Here is a 16,739-nt window from a genome sequence, read left to right on the forward strand (position 1 = left end):
GTGTAACTGCCTGATGGCGCTGTGCTTATCAGGCCTGCGGCTGCGTGTAGTTTGTAGGCCGGATAAGGCGTTAGCCGCATCCGGCATGGTGCGGAGAGCTGTGTTAGCGTTTAGCTACACGAATAGTCTGCGCGAGGCGAGATGGTTTTTCTTCGGTGGTTTTCTGCGGAGCGGTCGCGTAAGCCGTTTCTACACAAACAAACGTTTTGTAGCCATCATCCGGCATGTCGCCCATGCTGACGGACAGCGCCGGGCCAGGGTTCCAGCCCACTACATTCAGATGGTGGTGGTGGACAACATCTATATTGCGATTCAACGCATCATCATGAATCACGCTGCACGCTTCCGGATTCAGATAAACGCGATCGGTGCGGTCCGGGAAGGTCTGGATCCCATCAGCCAGCACATCTTCTTTAGCATCATTCACTTTATCGATCAGGCGATCGCCAAGACCACTGACTTTCACTGCCGCAATGTCACCAACGTTGAAATAGGTATGCAGTGCCGAGGTGGTTTCAAACTCACCATGAGCTTCCAGCTCCATTTCACAGGTGACTCCCACTTTGAAGCGGGCCAGCAGGCAGAACTCGTGCGGCCATAGCTGACGCGTTTCAGCGTTGCTCTGCAGTTCAAACGTCAGCACCACGCCATTGTCGTCTTCGTTGTGCGCTTTCAGCGTCCATGGCAGGTTGCGGGCAAAACCATGCGAAGGCAGGCCCTGCTTAGCAGCCGGACCAAACCACGGCCAGCAAATTGGTACGCCGCCACGCAGCGCTACGCCGGTTTTAAACGGGGTATTATTACTTAACCACAGGACTTCCTCTTCACCATTTGGTTTCCAGGAAAGAAGATGTGCGCCCTGCAGCGCGAAAGAAGCTTTAACCTGTGGGTGATCGACAACAAGAACCTCAAGCTCATCAAGCTGACGGCGGGAGAGGACAGGGGTAATTTGTTCGATTACCGGAAGTGCAAAAATTTTATTAATCATTACGCAATCCTTTCTTCAGGCAAAAAAAAGAGCGACCTGAGTCGCTCTTACAGATTACTGTTTCATCTCAACTTATTTGGAGATGTGAGCAATCAGGTCCAGAACTTTGTTGGAGTAGCCGGTTTCGTTGTCGTACCAGGATACCAGTTTCACGAAGTTGTCGTTCAGTGCGATACCTGCTTTAGCATCGAACACGGAAGTGCAAACTTCACCGTTGAAATCGGTAGATACTACGTCGTCTTCGGTGTAACCCAGAACGCCTTTCATCGGGCCTTCGGAAGCAGCTTTGATTGCTTTCTTAATTTCTTCGTAAGAAGCAGCTTTTTCCAGACGAACGGTCAGGTCAACAACGGATACGTTCGGGGTAGGAACGCGGAACGCCATACCAGTCAGTTTGCCGTTCAGTTCTGGCAGTACTTTACCTACAGCTTTAGCTGCACCGGTAGAGGACGGGATGATGTTCTGGGATGCGCCGCGGCCGCCGCGCCAGTCTTTGTGAGACGGGCCATCAACGGTTTTCTGAGTAGCGGTGGTCGCGTGAACAGTAGTCATCAGACCTTCGATGATGCCGAAGTTGTCGTTGATAACTTTAGCCAGCGGAGCCAGGCAGTTAGTGGTGCAGGAAGCGTTAGAAACGATGTCCTGACCTTCGTATTTGTCAAAGTTAGCGCCTTTAACAAACATCGGAGTGTTATCTTTGGACGGACCAGTCAGAACCACTTTTTTCGCGCCAGCAGTGATGTGCTTACGAGCGGTTTCATCTGTCAGGAACAGGCCAGTAGCTTCAGCTACTACGTCAACACCAACTTCGTCCCATTTCAGGTTAGCCGGATCACGTTCAGCGGTAACACGGATTTTTTTACCGTTTACGATCAGATGACCGTCTTTCACTTCAACGGTACCGTTGAAACGGCCGTGAGTGGAGTCATATTTCAGCATGTAAGCCATGTAGTCAGCGTCTAACAGGTCGTTGATTGCAACGATCTCGATGTCAGAGCGTTCTTGAGCAGCACGGAAAACAATGCGACCGATACGGCCAAAACCGTTGATACCTACTTTGATAGTCATATATTCCACCAGCTATTTGTTAGTGAATAAAAGGTTGCCTGTAAAATTACAAAAACCTTACGCAGCGTCAAGCGGAATCGTGTCAATCATTGCGACAAATCAATCTGCTGCCTAAGCTTTGCGCAACTGACTCGCCTCACTCTTCCTTTGGGCTTGAAACCACATGGGGTCGGCGGCCCGAATTTTAAAGGGCAATCAAGATAAAAACGTGATTCTGATCACGAATTGCAGGCTGCCATTTCGCAAGGATCAAGTTTAGAACAAAAGTTCGCACTCCGGTGTTAATGTTTTGTTAGAATCTGTCTCGCGATGTGAGTTTAGATAAAGCGAGATGTGAGCAAATGGCTAATCAACCTTCTCCAGAAGAACTGAAAAAAAATTTAACCGAAATGCAGTTCTATGTGACGCAGAATCACGGGACAGAACCGCCATTTACCGGACGTTTGCTACATAACAAACGTGACGGCATCTACCACTGTTTGATCTGCGACAATCCGCTATTTCGTTCCGAGACAAAATATGACTCAGGCTGCGGCTGGCCCAGCTTTTACGAGCCTGTCAGCGATGAGGCTATCCGTTACATAAAAGATACGTCACACGGCATGCAGCGCATTGAAATCCGCTGCGGAAACTGTGATGCACACCTGGGACACGTCTTCCCGGATGGTCCGAAACCTACCGGTGAACGGTACTGCGTTAACTCAGCGTCTTTGAACTTTACCGATGGTGAAAACGGTGAGCAAACCAAGGGTTGAAGAAACGATTCAGCAAATTATTCTACGGAGAGTGGATTTAACATGAATCTTGATGAGATGATCAACAGCATGACGCCGGAAGTTTATCAGCGCTTATCGACTGCCGTTGAACTCGGAAAATGGCCGGATGGCGTAGCGCTAACGGTAGAACAAAAAGAGAATAGCTTACAGCTGGTGATGTTATGGCAGGCGCGAAACAATATTGACGCGCAGCATATGACGATTGATACCAACGGTGAGATGGTGATGAAGAGCAAGCAGCAGTTGAAGGTGGAGTTTGGTATTACGCCAGAACCGATTGCGACGTTTAAATCCTGATTACCCAGGCCCGGCAAACATCTGTGTCGGGCCTGCAGTTGATGTTATTTCTTGTTCATCATCGCTTTCAGATCGGCGAACGGGTTGTATTTCGCTTCGCCTACGGCCTTTTGCGCATCTTCTCCTGCAACCACCGTTGAACCATACTGGTCCGCTTCCGTATATTTGGAATGCTCGTGATCGTGGCAGTACAGGCACAACATTTCCCAGTTGCTACCATCTTCCGGGTTATTTGAGTGATCGTGATCGATATGGTGTACCGTCAACTCGCGCAAATTTGAATACACGAACTCACGGGAACAGCGTCCGCAGACCCAGGGAAAGAGTTTAAGCGCCTTTTCCCGGTAACCGACTTCCAGACGGGCGTAATTTTTAGGGATAAAAGCCATAAAAGCGCATGCCTCCAGTAGAAAATGAAGAGCTGCGCCAAAAGCTGGCGCAGCAGAATGCGCTAATCATAACCTATTGTGTCAGGCGTTGGGATCAGTGTTTGATGCCTAACGAATCGGCTAACTGCTTCGCCAACTGATTATTGTCATCTGCGCCGTACTCCCAGAACATGGCGCCTGCCAACCCTTTGCTTTTGATGTAGTCGGCTTTGATCGCCACCGAACGCGGGTTTTCATAGGAGAGGGCAAAGAGTTTTTTTCCATCCGCAGACTGTACCGACAGCCACGGCACTTTCGCTTCATCATCCCAATGTTGACTAAAGCGTTTTTGCGGATCGTTGATCAACTTCGCCACGATATCGTTGTACTTCACGTAGGTGTCTTTGCTCAGGTCGACGCCCAGTGATTTGAACAACTCAATTTGAGCTGACTCGAAATAGGGCTGGGTAGCCGGGTTTTTCTGCGCGTCAGGTTTGCTCCAGTCAATACCTGGCTCAACGGCGCGTTTTGGTACACGTCCATAAAAGCCAATGCCCAGATTCATTTGACTCGGTTTCAGACCGGCTGCGAGATAGTTATTGACCACAAAATCGGCGCTGTACTTATCCGCCGCGGCGACCGTTGGCCATTGCGTCGAATCGTACAGGTTCGAGTTGAAATATTGGGTGCCGTAAGCCATGTCATAGGTCATCAGGTTGATGTAGTCGAGCGATGGTGCAATGGCTTTTACATCCACCCAGCTTTTCGGACTTTCCGCATTCGCGCCCACGGCGATGGTCAGCAGTTTTTTATGCCCCAATGCGGCACGCAGCTCTGTTAACAGCGCGGTGAAGTTAGCGCGGTCAGCCGGTTGGCTTTCGACCAGTCCCCAGGCGCCGTTAACTGGATATTCCCAGTCGAGGTCGATGCCATCCAGACCATATTTCGCAATTATCTCCTGTGCAGACTGAATAAACACTGCGCGTGTTTCCTTCGTTGCTGCCGCGCCAGAGAATCCACGCGCTCCCCAGCCGCCGACGGAAAGCAAAACTTTCAGGTTTGGATTTTGTTTACGCAGCTGTGGAATTTTCAGCAAATCATCCTGCACTTTCTGTGAAAGCCAAATCTGATGCAGTTTGCTGGCGTCTTTTAAGGCGTCATTGGTCTCGTCTTTTTCGTTGTTGTAGACAAGGCCAAACGAATAGTTGAGATGGGTTATCTGGCGAACATCCAGTTTATTGATGTCGCCACCGGGACCGGCAGTGACGTCGCCGCCACCATTAAAGTAGCCAACTGACATCAGTGAACTGGCGGAAACAACGCTGGCGCAGAGCAGGGGTAATGCTGCCAACAAAGGCAATAGTTTCATCGGTGTTCCTCTTTGACATTTAAACAAGCAAACACGCCACGGAAATGGCGTGGCGAAAAAAACAGCACCCGCAGGTTAACAGTTTCATAACAGGAAAAATGCGAAGGGGTTCACGCCATTTTAGCGAAGCGGCAGCCACGTTCACTTGGGTTTCAGTTCATCTTTGCATTTATTTGTGATCTTGGTTGTGAAATACAGATCATAATCTGTGTTTTAAAGATTTAGTGTTGACCTCAAAAATTATATGGATAAGTATGATGGTCACTGATGCAAAACTAAACACAAAGGAAAATTCCATGAAAGCACTGGCGAGATTTGGCAAGGCCTTTGGCGGCTACAAGATGATTGATGTTCCGGAACCGGTATGTGGTCCGGATGACGTTGTGATTGAAATTAAGGCTGCTGCTATCTGCGGCGCTGACATGAAACACTACAATGTCGACAGTGGATCCGAGCAGTTTAATTCGATTCGTGGTCATGAATTTGCGGGTCAAATTGTGCAGGTTGGCGACAAGGTTAAGGACTGGAAGGTGGGACAGCGAGTTGTGTCTGACAACAGCGGGCACGTTTGCGGCGTTTGTCCGGCTTGTGAACAGGGCGATTTTCTTTGTTGTACAGAAAAGGTGAATTTAGGTCTGGACAACAATACCTGGGGCGGTGGGTTTTCTAAATATTGTCTGGTCCCTGGGGAAATCCTCAAAATTCACCGCCATGCTCTGTGGGAAATCCCGGCAGGGGTAGATTATGAAGAGGCGGCTGTACTGGATCCTATCTGCAATGCCTACAAATCTATCGCTCAGCAATCCAAATTTCTTCCAGGCCAGGATGTGGTGGTCTTTGGTACCGGTCCGTTAGGACTCTTTTCTGTTCAAATGGCGCGCATTATGGGGGCCGTTAATATTGTGATGGTCGGGCTGGAAGAGGATGTTGCCGTACGCTTCCCGATCGCCAAAGAGCTGGGCGCGACAGCTGTCGTTAACGGTTCGACCGAAGATGTGGTTGCACGCTACCAGGAAATCTGCGGTAAAGACAATTTGGGGCTGGTCATCGAATGCTCTGGTGCGAATATCGCCCTTAAACAATCAATCGAAATGCTGCGCCCGAATGGTGAAGTCGTTCGCGTCGGTATGGGCTTTAAACCTCTCGATTTCTCCATCAACGACATCACCGCGTGGAATAAAAGCATCATTGGCCATATGGCCTACGATTCCACATCCTGGCGCAACGCCATACGCCTGCTGGCCAGCGGCGCAATCAACGTTAAACCGATGATTACTCACCGTATCGGCCTGTCGCAATGGCGCGAAGGGTTTGACGCCATGGTCGATAAAACCGCGATTAAAGTCATCATGACTTACGACTTTGATGAATAACATGTCTATTAAAAGGACGTTATCTCATGGAACAAATAGCAAAACCGCACTGCGGCGCCAGGCTGGACAGGCTACCTGACTGCCGTTGGCACACATCGATGTTTGCGATGGTTGCTTTTGGATTACTGGTTTGTTGGAGTAATGCCGTTGGCGGATTAATTCTCGCGCAGTTAAAAGAGCTTGGTTGGACCGATAATTCCACCACCGCCACGTTTTCAGCCATTACGACAGCGGGAATGTTTCTCGGCGCGCTCGGTGGGGGAATTATCGGCGATAAAACCGGACGTAAAAACGCATTTATTTTATATGAAGCGATTCATATTATTTCTATGATCGTTGGCGCGTTTTCACCAAATATGACTTTCCTGATCGCCTGCCGTTTTGTAATGGGAGTTGGATTAGGTGCGCTGTTGGTGACTCTGTTTGCCGGGTTCACCGAATATATGCCAGGCAGGAATCGCGGCACCTGGTCAAGCCGGGTCTCGTTTATCGGTAACTGGTCTTATCCGCTCTGTTCGCTGATCGCGATGGGATTGACGCCGTTGATCAGCGCCGAATGGAACTGGCGCGTGCAGTTGATGATCCCGGCCGTACTGTCGCTGGTGGCGACCGTTATTGCCTGGCGTAGTTTCCCGGAGTCGCCTCGTTGGCTGGAATCCCGCGGACGCTACGCCGAAGCTGAAAAGGTGATGCGGGCCATTGAAGAAGGAGTTGTTCAGCAGACCGGCAAGCCACTGCCGCCTGTGGTATTTGAAGATGACGGCAAAGCCCCGCGCACGGTTCCTTACTCGGCCTTATTAACGGGTGTGTTACTGAAGCGCGTTATTTTAGGTTCCTTTGTTCTGATTGCCATGAACGTCGTCCAGTACACCTTAATTAATTGGCTACCGACAATATTTATGACTCAGGGCATTAATCTGAAAGACTCCATTGTCTTAAATACCATGAGTATGTTCGGCGCGCCGTTTGGAATTTTTATAGCCATGCTGGTAATGGATAAAATTCCCAGAAAGACAATGGGTGTGGGATTATTAGTGTTAATTGCCGTGCTGGGATATATCTATTCACTGCAAACCAGCATGCTACTGATTACGCTAATTGGTTTCTTCCTGATTACTTTTGTCTATATGTACGTTTGCTACGCCTCGGCAGTCTATGTTCCGGAGATATGGCCGACTGAAGCGAAACTTCGCGGTTCTGGTCTGGCGAATGCGGTAGGACGTATCAGCGGTATCGCCGCGCCTTATGCAGTCGCGGTATTGCTTAACGGTTATGGAGTGACGGGTGTATTTGTACTGCTGGGTGCGGTCTCCATTATTGTCGCTGTCGCCATTGCTACCATCGGAATTGAAACCAAAGGCGTCTCTGTCGAAAGCCTCAGTATTGATGCAGTTACCAGCAAATAATATTGATGGGAAATAAAATGAAAAATTCAAAAGCGATATTAAAAACGCCGGGCACGATGAAAATTATTGCCGCCGATATCCCGGTACCCAAAGAGCATGAAGTACTGATCAAAATTGAATACGTAGGTATTTGCGGTTCAGATGTTCACGGTTTCGAATCAGGTCCCTTTATTCCGCCAAAAGACCCGAACCAGGAAATTGGCCTCGGACATGAATGTGCCGGTACGGTGGTGGCGGTAGGAAATCGCGTCAGTAAATTTAAACCGGGCGACCGGGTGAACATTGAACCCGGCGTGCCGTGCGGTCACTGCCGCTACTGTCTGGAGGGCAAATACAACATCTGTCCTGATGTCGACTTTATGGCCACGCAGCCTAATTATCGCGGCGCGCTAACCCACTATCTGTGCCATCCGGAGAGCTTCACTTACAAGTTGCCCGATAATATGGACACCATGGAAGGCGCGCTGGTAGAGCCTGCGGCGGTAGGGATGCATGCCGCAATGCTGGCGGACGTTAAACCGGGCAAGAAAATCGTCATTTTGGGGGCGGGCTGTATTGGTTTAATGACCCTGCAAGCCTGTAAATGTTTGGGTGCTACCGACATCGCCGTTGTTGATGTCCTGGAAAAGCGTCTGGCCATGGCCGAGCAGCTTGGTGCGACGACTGTGATCAACGGGGCGAAAGAGGACACCGTTGCCCGCTGTCAGCAGTTCTCCGGCGATATGGGGGCTGACATTGTTTTTGAAACTGCCGGCTCGGCGATCACCGTTAAGCAGGCTCCGTACCTGGTGATGCGCGGCGGGAAAATCATGATCGTTGGGACAGTTCCCGGTGATTCGGCGATTAATTTCCTCAAAATTAACCGCGAAGTCTCCATTCAGACTGTTTTCCGCTACGCCAACCGCTATCCGGTCACTATTGAAGCCATTTCCTCCGGGCGTTTCGATGTCAAGTCGATGGTGACGCATATTTATGATTATGAAGATGTTCAGCGCGCGTTTGATGAGTCAGTCAACAACAAACGCGAAATTATCAAAGGCGTTATTAAAGTTAACCATTAATTTATTGAAAAGGGAGAAACAACTATGCTGGCAGATATTAAATATTGGGAAAATGATGCCCAGAATAAACATTATGCGATTGCCCACTTTAACGTGTGGAATGCGGAAATGTTAATGGGGGTGATGGATGCGGCGGAAGAGTCTAAATCGCCGGTAATTATTTCATTCGGCACCGGCTTTGTGGGTAATACATCTTTTGAAGATTTTTCGCATATGATGGTTTCGATGGCGAAAAAAGCCTCAGTGCCGGTTATTACCCATTGGGACCACGGACGCAGTATGGAAATTATCCATAACGCCTGGACTCACGGCATGAATTCACTGATGCGCGATGCCTCCGCTTTTGATTTCGAAGAGAATATTCGCCTGACTAAAGAGGCGGTGGACTTCTTCCATCCGTTGGGTATTCCGGTTGAGGCGGAGCTGGGCCACGTGGGGAATGAAACGGTTTATGAAGAAGCGCTGGCGGGCTATCACTATACTGACCCGAGCCAGGCGGCGGAATTTGTCGAGCGTACCGGCTGCGATTCTCTGGCGGTGGCGATTGGTAACCAGCACGGCGTTTATACCTCTGAGCCGAAACTGAATTTCGATGTGGTCAAACGGGTGCGCGAGGCGGTATCCGTTCCGCTGGTGCTGCACGGCGCGTCCGGCATTAGCGATGCGGATATCAAAAAAGCCATTTCATTAGGTATTTCGAAAATCAATATTCATACCGAACTGTGCCAGGCGGCAATGGCGGCGATGCAGGAGAACCAGAACCAGCCGTTCCTGCACGTTGAGCGTGAAGTTCGCAAAGCGGTAAAAGAGCGCGCGCTGGAGAAAATCAAACTGTTTGGCTCTGACGGTAAAGCGGAATGACAATATGGATAATATCGAGGTTATTTGTATAGGGGCGGCAATTGTTGATATTCCCTTGCAACCAGTGAGTAAAAATATCTTTGATGTTGACTCTTATCCATTAGAACGAATAGCAATGACCACGGGAGGTGACGCTATTAATGAGGCGACGATTATTTCTCGCCTTGGCCATCGCACGGCGTTAATGAGTCGGATAGGTAATGATGCAGCCGGTTATTTTATTGTCGACCACTGCCATCGGGAGAATATTGATATTAAAAGCCTGAAGCAGGATGTTGATATTGATACTTCCATTAACGTGGGTTTAGTCACCGCTGATGGTGAACGCACCTTTGTGACTAACCGTAACGGCAGTTTATGGAAACTGAATATAAACGATGTTGATTTTGACCGATTCTCGCAGGCAAAGCTGCTGTCGCTGGCGAGTATTTTTAATAGTCCGCTGCTTGATGGCCAGGCGTTAACGGATATTTTCACTCAGGCCAAAGTGCATGGATTAATTATCTGCGCCGACATGATTAAGCCACGGCTTAACGAAACGCTGGACGACATCCGTGAAGCGCTGAGCTACGTGGATTATCTGTTTCCCAATTTTGAAGAGGCAAAACTGCTCACCGGGAAAGATACGCTGGATGAGATTGCCGACAGTTTCCTGAACTGTGGTGTGAAAACCGTCGTGATTAAGACCGGTAAAAGAGGCTGCTTTATCAAACGTGTCGATATGAAAATGGTAGTCCCGGCCGTGTCGGGGATTACCGCCATCGACACCATCGGCGCGGGGGATAACTTTGCTTCAGGATTTATCTCCGCGCTGCTTGAAGGTAAGCCGCTTCGCGACTGCGCGCTGTTTGCTAATGCAACGGCGGCAATATCGGTACTGAGCGTGGGTGCGACAACGGGTGTGAAGAACAGAAAGCTGGTTGAACAACTTCTTGACGAATACGAAGGGTAATAGCGGCAGATGAAAATGATTCCTTTAGGCAGTACGGATATTACGCTTTCCCGCATGGGATTAGGTACATGGGCCATTGGTGGCGGTCCGGCATGGAATGGCGATCTCGATTTGCAGATTTGTATTGATACCATTGTTGAGGCGCATCGCTGCGGTATTAATCTGATTGATACCGCGCCAGGATACAACTTTGGCAACAGTGAAGTGATAGTCGGTCAGGCGCTGAAAAAGTTACCGCGCAGCGAGGTAGTGGTTGAAACCAAATGCGGCATCGTCTGGGAGCGAACAGGCAGCCTGTTTAACAAAGTGGGCGATCGCCAGCTGTATAAAAACCTCACGCCTGAGTCGATTCGTGAGGAGGTTGATGCCAGCCTGCAAAGATTGGGTATCGACAGTATTGATATTTATATGACCCACTGGCAGTCGGTTGAACCCTGTTTTACGCCGATTGCGGAAACCGTAGACACGCTGAACACACTGAAAAAAGAGGGAAAAATCCGTTCGATTGGTGCGGCAAACGTCGATGCCGGGCATATAAGGGAGTATCTCAAACACGGTGAGCTGGATATCATCCAGGCCAAGTACAGCATTCTTGACCGGGCGCTGGAAGCTGATCTGCTGCCGCTATGCCAGCAGAATGGCATCATCGTGCAGGTATATTCACCGCTTGAGCAGGGGTTGTTGACCGGTACTATCGCCCGAGATTATGTTCCTGGCGGCGCACGGGCTAACAAGGTTTGGTTTCAGCGGGAAAATATGCTGCGGGTGATTGATATGCTAGAGCAGTGGCAGCCACTGTGTGAAAAATACCGCTGCACAATCCCCGCATTAGCTCTGGCGTGGATTTTAAAGCAAAGCGATTTGATCACCTTACTGAGTGGTGCAACCGCACCTGAACAGGTTCGCGAGAACGTCGAGGCGTTAACCATTCCCCTGACAGATGATGATTCATTATTGATGAGGCGAATGGCGGAAGCGTTGGATATAAATTAAGTTGGATAGAATTGACCTCTGTTTCTGCGTAAAAAAGTATTGAAATCTGTGATTCAGACATGTTCTTTTGAAAATAAACATAGCCTGTGAGATACTAGGGTCTTATTATTACTTTGCAGGAAACAGAGGTGTCATCGTGGCGGCAAAAGACAGGATTCAAGCCATTAAGCAAATGGTGGCTAACGATAAGAAAGTGGCGGTATCTAATTTAAGTTCAATCTTTCAGGTGACTGAGGAAACGATTCGCCGCGATCTTGAAAAACTGGAAGATGAAGGTTTTTTGACCCGAACATATGGCGGTGCAGTGCTCAATACCACCGCGTTGTCCGACAATATTCATTTTTATAAGCGTGCAAAATCTTTCTTCGAAGAAAAGCAGATTATTGCCCGTAATGCATTACCGTTTATTAAAAATAAGACCACAATGGCTGCCGACTCCAGCAGTACCGCGATGGAATTATTAAAGCTGTTGAAGGAAAGAAACGATCTGACGTTGCTAACCAATTCGGCTGAAGCATTTCATGAGTTGGCGCAGTCAGAAATTAACGTGGTTTCTACCGGCGGTGAGTTGAATAAGAATACGCTGTCGCTGCAGGGAAGAATCACCAAGGAGATTATCAGCCGTTATCATGTTGATATCATGGTGATGAGCTGCAAAGGTTTGGATATGCAGAGTGGGGCGCTTGATTCTAATGAAGCGGAAGCGGAAATCAAAAAAACCATGATCCGCCAGGCGACTGAGGTGGCCCTGTTAGTTGATCACTCAAAGTTTGACCGTAAAGCTTTCGTTCAGCTCGTGGACTTTAGCCATATTAATTACCTAATAACCAATAAGGCACCGGGTGCAGAGTGGATTGCATTTTGCAAAGAGAATAATATTCAACTCGTTTATTAGCTATAATGAGGGTTGTGTCGATATTATTTTAAGTTTGCACCTGGTAAATGCCATAAGAATCTAATGATGATGGATGGCGCGGCAAAATTTTTCTGCCGCGATCGCCATACTTTCTATTTAGCTGAATTTGAGGCATCCAGATGGAACAATGTGACCCTATAGGCGCAAGATTAGATCGCTTACCTTTATCTCGATTTCATTTTCGTATTTTTGGAATTATTAGTGTTAGTTTGTTAATAACTGGTTTTCTCAGCTATTCCGGGAATGTGGTATTAGCAAAACTAGTCAGCACAGGCTGGTCAAACAATTATCTCAATGCCGCGTTTACCTCAGCGCTGATGTTCGGTTACTTTATCGGTTCGCTAGTCGGTGGTTTTATTGGTGATTATCTCGGTCGACGCAAAGCGTTCCGCGTCAATTTGTTAATCGTCGGGGTCTCAGCCTGCGCTGCAACGTTTGTGCCCAACATGTACTGGCTTATTTTCTTCCGCTGTCTGATGGGGATAGGAATGGGGGCGCTAATTATGGTGGGCTATGCCTCATTTACAGAATTCATTCCACCCGCGGTTCGTGGGAAATGGTCTGCCCGTCTGTCATTTGTCGGCAACTGGGCACCAATGCTATCTGCGGCAATTGGCGTCGTGATTATTGCACTTTTAAGCTGGCGGGTGATGTTTCTGCTCGGCGGCATGGCAATGCTGTTGGCCTGGTATCTGTCGGGAAAATACTATATTGAATCCCCGCGTTGGCTGGCTGGCAAAGGGCAGAGAAGCGAAGCTGAAAAACATCTTATGCAGGTGGAATCGCAAATTGAGAAAGAAAAAAACATCACTTTACCATCCTGCCGGAACGAATGCTCGTCGGCGGATTTAAGCACGATAAGTGGTTCATTTTGGCTCTTGTTTAAGGGGCCAATGTTGCGCTGTACACTGGTGGCGATCACGGTGCTTATTGCAATGAATATTTCGCTCTATACCATTACGGTATGGATTCCGACGATATTTGTTAATTCGGGAATCGATGTAACGAAATCCATATTTATGACCGCGATAATTATGATTGGCGCGCCGGTCGGGATATTTATTGCCGCGTTAATTATCGATCGCTTTCCTCGGCGATTGTTTGGCTCATTCTTGTTGATTATTATCGCCTTGCTTGGGTATTTCTATTCGCTTCAAACTGAAGAGTGGGCAATTCTGAGCTACGGACTGGTGATGATTTTTTTTCTGTATATGTATGTCTGCTTTGCCTCTGCAGTTTATGTCCCGGAACTATGGCCCACGCATCTTAGATTGAGAGGATCGGGTTTTGTGAATGCGGTGGGGAGGATTGTCGCTGTGTTTACGCCTTATGGCGTCGCTATTTTGTTGACCCGCTATGGCTCGGTTACGGTCTTTATCGTGCTAGGAGCAATGTTGGTGCTATGCGCTTTGATTCTTTTTTGTTTTGGCATCGAAACACGCAAAGTATCGCTGGAAGAGATTTCAGCGCTGGCCTGAGATAACGCGCCGACAGGAGTGACCCGGTCGGCATCGCTTACGGCTGGGTTTCCAGCCAGTCGTCCAACGTATACAGCGTTGCGCCCGCAGCTGCCATTTCCATAAAGGCGTTTGCACTGTCCTGGGGATGAATATTAACGCCACGGCAGCCGTCGGTTATAACGCTGACGGTGTAGCCAAGATCGAGCGCATCCAGAACGGTGAATTTAACGCAATAGTCGGTAGCCAGACCCATGATGATGAGCTCGGCAATGCGGTGTTCGAGTAGCCATGCATTCAGCGCGGTAGCCTGACGACGACCGTTATCAAAAAAAGCACTGTAGCTGTCGACCAGCGGGTTCTCACCTTTAGTGAACGTTTGAGTTATCGCACGCTGGTTCAGCAGCGGATGCAGGGCAGCACCTTCGCTGTTTTGTACGCAATGATCGGGCCAGAACGTCTGCGCCAGGCCATCGAGTTGCCCCTGGCTGTAGGGCTCGACCTGATGCTGGCTGGCAAAACTACCGTGATTCGCCGGGTGCCAGTCCAGACTGGCAACGACCGTGTCGCCGCGTATGGCACACCAGTCAATCAGGCGGTTGGCGATATCGATCGTGCTGTCACCTTGTGGGACCGCGAGGGCACCACCGGCACAAAAGTCATTTTGTAAATCGACCAACAGTAAGGCTCGGGCCATGGGCATAGACTCCTTTAATCGTCGGGCGTGAGCTCACCACGCAGATTTTGCGTCATTGCTTCACGAATTGTCTGCGTATCCAGTCCCTGACTCAGCAAATAGTGCAGTTTGGTGAGTGTGGCTTCGACGGTCATATCCGCGCCGCCAATCACGCCAGCATGCGCCAGCGCATTCCCTGTCGCGTAGCCCCCCATGTTCACCTTGCCGGACATACACTGCGTAAGGTTCACCACCACAATGCCACGCGAGCTCGCATCTTCAAGTTCTTTCAGGAACTCTTTATTCTGCGGCGCATTGCCCACGCCGTAGGAGCGCAAAATTAATGCTTTTACCGGCTGGCGCAGGAAGTTGCGTACCACGTCAGCGGAGATCCCAGGATAAATAGTGACCACGCCAATCGGTTGCGGAGTGATAGGATGCACAATCAACTCACCTGTGCCGTGAGGTGCGGGCGGTGTTCCCAGACGACGAATGTGGATCCCGGCTTCCAGCAGTGGTGCAAGGTTGGGTGAGGCAAACGCGTCAAAACCATCAGCATGCGCTTTAGTGGTCCGGTTACCGCGAAACAGTCGGTTGTTGAAAAACAGGGTCACTTCATTGATCGGATAATTTGCTGCAACGTACAACGCATTCAGCAAATTGATTTGTCCGTCAGAACGTAGCTCTGCTAATGGGATTTGTGACCCTGTCACAATGACTGGCTTGCCCAGATTCTCCAGCATAAATGAGAGCGCCGAAGCCGTAAACGCCATGGTGTCAGTGCCGTGCAGAATGACAAAACCATCGTAATCGTCGTAGTGCGCTTTAATGTCTTCAGCAATATGTTGCCAGTCTTCTGGCGTCATGTCTGAGGAATCCATCAGCGGGACGTATTCGTGGATGGTGAAGTCTGGCATCTCTGGGCGGTGGAATTCAGGCATCAGTGCCAGCTGACGCTGGAGATGACCGGAAACAGGAATATAACCCTGTTCTGAGCGCTGCATACCAATGGTACCGCCGGTATAGGCAACGTAAATCGATTTCTTTTGCATGGGCGTCACAGGTTAAGTTGTGCATAAACAGGCGCAGTATAAAGTTCCCCCCGAAAAAATACAGTGCAAATGACGCATACCTGCCATCCGATCAATATGTCATTTATGTTCAGTGCCTTGTCCCGTTTGTTCAGTGTGGTTTTGCACCCTCGGCCCTACAGTAGCAGCCTTCTATGGTGTGTGTTGTTGTCGAGTGCAGAAATGATCAGAAAGAGAATTGATAATGCGGCTATTTTGCTGATGGTGCTGATTTGCGGTGTCTGGGGCAGTCAGCAGGTGGCAATTAAAGCGGCTGCTGATGATATGTCACCTTTTTTGCAGGTCGGTTTGCGTTCCGCAATCGCCGCGCTGTTTATTGGATTGCTGTTTCAGCGACGAGATAATATTTTTGGCCTTCTGCGTGACCGTAATATCGCCAAAATGGGCGCAATCGTTGGATTACTATTTGCGCTTGAATTTGTGCTGGTTTCCGTAGGGATCACGTTAACGACGGCCTCCCATATGGCGCTTTATCTGTATACTGCGCCTTTGTTTTCGGCCATTGGATTACATTTTCTTTTACCTGAAGAGCGACTGAGTCGTCTGCAATGGTGTGGGCTTGCGATCGCCTTTTTGGGCATCGCCATCGCCGTTACGATGGTTCCTCAAAATGGCAACACACAATGGAGCCTGACGGGCGATCTGTGCGGGCTTTTCGCCGGTATGGCGTGGGGGGCGTCCAGTGTGGCGATCCGCTGTAGCCGACTCGCCACTATTCCCTCGTCCTGCACACTGTTTTATCAACTGGCGACTACCGCGCTGATTTTATTGCTTATCGGACTGATGCTGGGAGAAACGACGGTACAACTGACGACTGTGTTGGTGATGAGTCTGACTTTTCAGACGGTGATTGTCGCCTTTTTAAGTTACCTGATCTGGTTTACCCTGCTGCGTTATTATCATGTCGCATCTTTGGGAACCCTGATTTTAATGACGCCAGCGATGGGAATCATTGCCGGGGTACTCTTCCTTGGTGAATCCCTGCAGCCCGCGTTTATCGCAGGCGCTCTCTTGATATTGATTGGATTGCTTTGTGTTTCATTACCCCCCAGTGCGAATTTACGCCGCCTTTCACGTTTATAACGGG

The 16,739-nt window shown here is 49.3% G+C and carries 17 protein-coding genes; 11 read left to right on the forward strand and 6 right to left on the reverse strand.

Going from position 1 to position 16,739, the window contains the following annotated elements; genetic code table 11:
* Positions 1 to 103 precede the first annotated feature (103 nt).
* Together OGY68_RS16290 and gapA are read right to left on the reverse strand one after the other, a co-directional pair.
* Positions 104 to 988 (reverse strand): D-hexose-6-phosphate mutarotase, encoded by an 885-nt coding sequence (locus OGY68_RS16290; protein ID WP_008784524.1) that lies wholly within the window; start codon positions 986 to 988, stop codon positions 104 to 106.
* A gap of 72 nt (positions 989 to 1,060) precedes the next feature.
* Positions 1,061 to 2,056, reverse strand: a complete 996-nt coding sequence (gapA, locus tag OGY68_RS16295) for a glyceraldehyde-3-phosphate dehydrogenase (protein WP_003030697.1) — start codon at positions 2,054 to 2,056, stop codon at positions 1,061 to 1,063.
* A gap of 341 nt (positions 2,057 to 2,397) precedes the next feature.
* Between gapA and msrB the strand changes: the two genes are divergently transcribed.
* Complete coding sequence (gene msrB, locus OGY68_RS16300) at positions 2,398 to 2,811, forward strand: peptide-methionine (R)-S-oxide reductase MsrB (protein WP_003832475.1); 414 nt, start codon at positions 2,398 to 2,400, stop codon at positions 2,809 to 2,811.
* A gap of 42 nt (positions 2,812 to 2,853) precedes the next feature.
* Positions 2,854 to 3,129 (forward strand): YeaC family protein, encoded by a 276-nt coding sequence (locus tag OGY68_RS16305; protein WP_008784528.1) that lies wholly within the window; start codon positions 2,854 to 2,856, stop codon positions 3,127 to 3,129.
* A gap of 44 nt (positions 3,130 to 3,173) precedes the next feature.
* On the opposite strand, the gene yajD is transcribed toward OGY68_RS16305, so the two are convergent.
* Positions 3,174 to 3,518: an HNH nuclease YajD gene (gene yajD / locus OGY68_RS16310; protein ID WP_003832478.1), complete on the reverse strand. Its 345-nt coding sequence runs from the start codon at positions 3,516 to 3,518 to the stop codon at positions 3,174 to 3,176.
* Between the two features lie 94 nt (positions 3,519 to 3,612).
* Positions 3,613 to 4,866 carry a chitinase ChiD gene (gene chiD, locus OGY68_RS16315; RefSeq protein ID WP_020996455.1) on the reverse strand — a complete coding sequence of 418 codons (1,254 nt, stop codon included), beginning with the start codon at positions 4,864 to 4,866 and terminating at the stop codon, positions 3,613 to 3,615.
* Positions 4,867 to 5,162: 296 nt separating this feature from the next.
* On the opposite strand from chiD, the gene OGY68_RS16320 reads away from it, so the two are divergent.
* From OGY68_RS16320 to OGY68_RS16355, 8 genes are all read left to right on the forward strand, one after another.
* A complete protein-coding gene (locus OGY68_RS16320) occupies positions 5,163 to 6,239 on the forward strand; it encodes a zinc-binding dehydrogenase (RefSeq protein ID WP_286617263.1) in 1,077 nt (358 codons plus the stop codon).
* A 26-nt stretch (positions 6,240 to 6,265) separates the two neighbouring features.
* Positions 6,266 to 7,645, forward strand: a complete 1,380-nt coding sequence (locus OGY68_RS16325; protein ID WP_057068377.1) for an MFS transporter — start codon at positions 6,266 to 6,268, stop codon at positions 7,643 to 7,645.
* A 17-nt stretch (positions 7,646 to 7,662) separates the two neighbouring features.
* Positions 7,663 to 8,706, forward strand: coding sequence for an NAD(P)-dependent alcohol dehydrogenase (locus OGY68_RS16330; RefSeq protein WP_003832485.1), 1,044 nt, complete (start codon positions 7,663 to 7,665; stop codon positions 8,704 to 8,706).
* A 24-nt stretch (positions 8,707 to 8,730) separates the two neighbouring features.
* Positions 8,731 to 9,567, forward strand: a complete 837-nt coding sequence (locus OGY68_RS16335) for a ketose-bisphosphate aldolase (protein ID WP_057068375.1) — start codon at positions 8,731 to 8,733, stop codon at positions 9,565 to 9,567.
* A 4-nt stretch (positions 9,568 to 9,571) separates the two neighbouring features.
* Positions 9,572 to 10,519 carry a sugar kinase gene (locus tag OGY68_RS16340; RefSeq protein WP_057068373.1) on the forward strand — a complete coding sequence of 316 codons (948 nt, stop codon included), beginning with the start codon at positions 9,572 to 9,574 and terminating at the stop codon, positions 10,517 to 10,519.
* A gap of 9 nt (positions 10,520 to 10,528) precedes the next feature.
* On the forward strand, positions 10,529 to 11,512 hold the full coding sequence (ydjG, locus tag OGY68_RS16345) for an NADH-dependent methylglyoxal reductase (protein ID WP_032943118.1): 984 nt from the start codon (positions 10,529 to 10,531) through the stop codon (positions 11,510 to 11,512).
* Positions 11,513 to 11,648: 136 nt separating this feature from the next.
* Positions 11,649 to 12,407 (forward strand): DeoR/GlpR family DNA-binding transcription regulator, encoded by a 759-nt coding sequence (locus tag OGY68_RS16350; RefSeq protein ID WP_032943120.1) that lies wholly within the window; start codon positions 11,649 to 11,651, stop codon positions 12,405 to 12,407.
* Positions 12,408 to 12,547: 140 nt separating this feature from the next.
* A complete protein-coding gene (locus tag OGY68_RS16355) occupies positions 12,548 to 13,906 on the forward strand; it encodes an MFS transporter (RefSeq protein ID WP_057068371.1) in 1,359 nt (452 codons plus the stop codon).
* 37 nt (positions 13,907 to 13,943) lie between these two features.
* Here OGY68_RS16355 and pncA read toward each other — a convergent pair whose 3' ends face one another.
* Positions 13,944 to 14,582 carry a bifunctional nicotinamidase/pyrazinamidase gene (gene pncA, locus OGY68_RS16360; protein ID WP_020996452.1) on the reverse strand — a complete coding sequence of 213 codons (639 nt, stop codon included), beginning with the start codon at positions 14,580 to 14,582 and terminating at the stop codon, positions 13,944 to 13,946.
* 14 nt (positions 14,583 to 14,596) lie between these two features.
* Positions 14,597 to 15,613, reverse strand: a complete 1,017-nt coding sequence (gene ansA / locus OGY68_RS16365) for an asparaginase (protein ID WP_003832492.1) — start codon at positions 15,611 to 15,613, stop codon at positions 14,597 to 14,599.
* A gap of 201 nt (positions 15,614 to 15,814) precedes the next feature.
* Here ansA and OGY68_RS16370 point away from each other — a divergent pair, with 201 nt between their 5' ends.
* Positions 15,815 to 16,735, forward strand: a complete 921-nt coding sequence (locus tag OGY68_RS16370; protein WP_057068369.1) for a DMT family transporter — start codon at positions 15,815 to 15,817, stop codon at positions 16,733 to 16,735.
* Positions 16,736 to 16,739 lie beyond the last annotated feature (4 nt).

This window comes from Citrobacter sp. Cpo065 (genome assembly GCF_030332805.1).
Classification (GTDB): domain Bacteria; phylum Pseudomonadota; class Gammaproteobacteria; order Enterobacterales; family Enterobacteriaceae; genus Citrobacter; species Citrobacter portucalensis.

Bases quoted from the DNA above. Each gene is read 5' to 3' on its own strand.
- OGY68_RS16290 (WP_008784524.1), bottom strand. From the start codon at position 988: ATGATTAATAAAATTTTTGCACTTCCGGTAATCGAACAAATTACCCCT.
- gapA (WP_003030697.1), bottom strand. From the start codon at position 2,056: ATGACTATCAAAGTAGGTATCAACGGTTTTGGCCGTATCGGTCGCATT.
- msrB (WP_003832475.1), top strand. From the start codon at position 2,398: ATGGCTAATCAACCTTCTCCAGAAGAACTGAAAAAAAATTTAACCGAA.
- OGY68_RS16305 (WP_008784528.1), top strand. From the start codon at position 2,854: ATGAATCTTGATGAGATGATCAACAGCATGACGCCGGAAGTTTATCAG.
- yajD (WP_003832478.1), bottom strand. From the start codon at position 3,518: ATGGCTTTTATCCCTAAAAATTACGCCCGTCTGGAAGTCGGTTACCGG.
- chiD (WP_020996455.1), bottom strand. From the start codon at position 4,866: ATGAAACTATTGCCTTTGTTGGCAGCATTACCCCTGCTCTGCGCCAGC.
- OGY68_RS16320 (WP_286617263.1), top strand. From the start codon at position 5,163: ATGAAAGCACTGGCGAGATTTGGCAAGGCCTTTGGCGGCTACAAGATG.
- OGY68_RS16325 (WP_057068377.1), top strand. From the start codon at position 6,266: ATGGAACAAATAGCAAAACCGCACTGCGGCGCCAGGCTGGACAGGCTA.
- OGY68_RS16330 (WP_003832485.1), top strand. From the start codon at position 7,663: ATGAAAAATTCAAAAGCGATATTAAAAACGCCGGGCACGATGAAAATT.
- OGY68_RS16335 (WP_057068375.1), top strand. From the start codon at position 8,731: ATGCTGGCAGATATTAAATATTGGGAAAATGATGCCCAGAATAAACAT.
- OGY68_RS16340 (WP_057068373.1), top strand. From the start codon at position 9,572: ATGGATAATATCGAGGTTATTTGTATAGGGGCGGCAATTGTTGATATT.
- ydjG (WP_032943118.1), top strand. From the start codon at position 10,529: ATGAAAATGATTCCTTTAGGCAGTACGGATATTACGCTTTCCCGCATG.
- OGY68_RS16355 (WP_057068371.1), top strand. From the start codon at position 12,548: ATGGAACAATGTGACCCTATAGGCGCAAGATTAGATCGCTTACCTTTA.
- pncA (WP_020996452.1), bottom strand. From the start codon at position 14,582: ATGGCCCGAGCCTTACTGTTGGTCGATTTACAAAATGACTTTTGTGCC.
- ansA (WP_003832492.1), bottom strand. From the start codon at position 15,613: ATGCAAAAGAAATCGATTTACGTTGCCTATACCGGCGGTACCATTGGT.
- OGY68_RS16370 (WP_057068369.1), top strand. From the start codon at position 15,815: ATGATCAGAAAGAGAATTGATAATGCGGCTATTTTGCTGATGGTGCTG.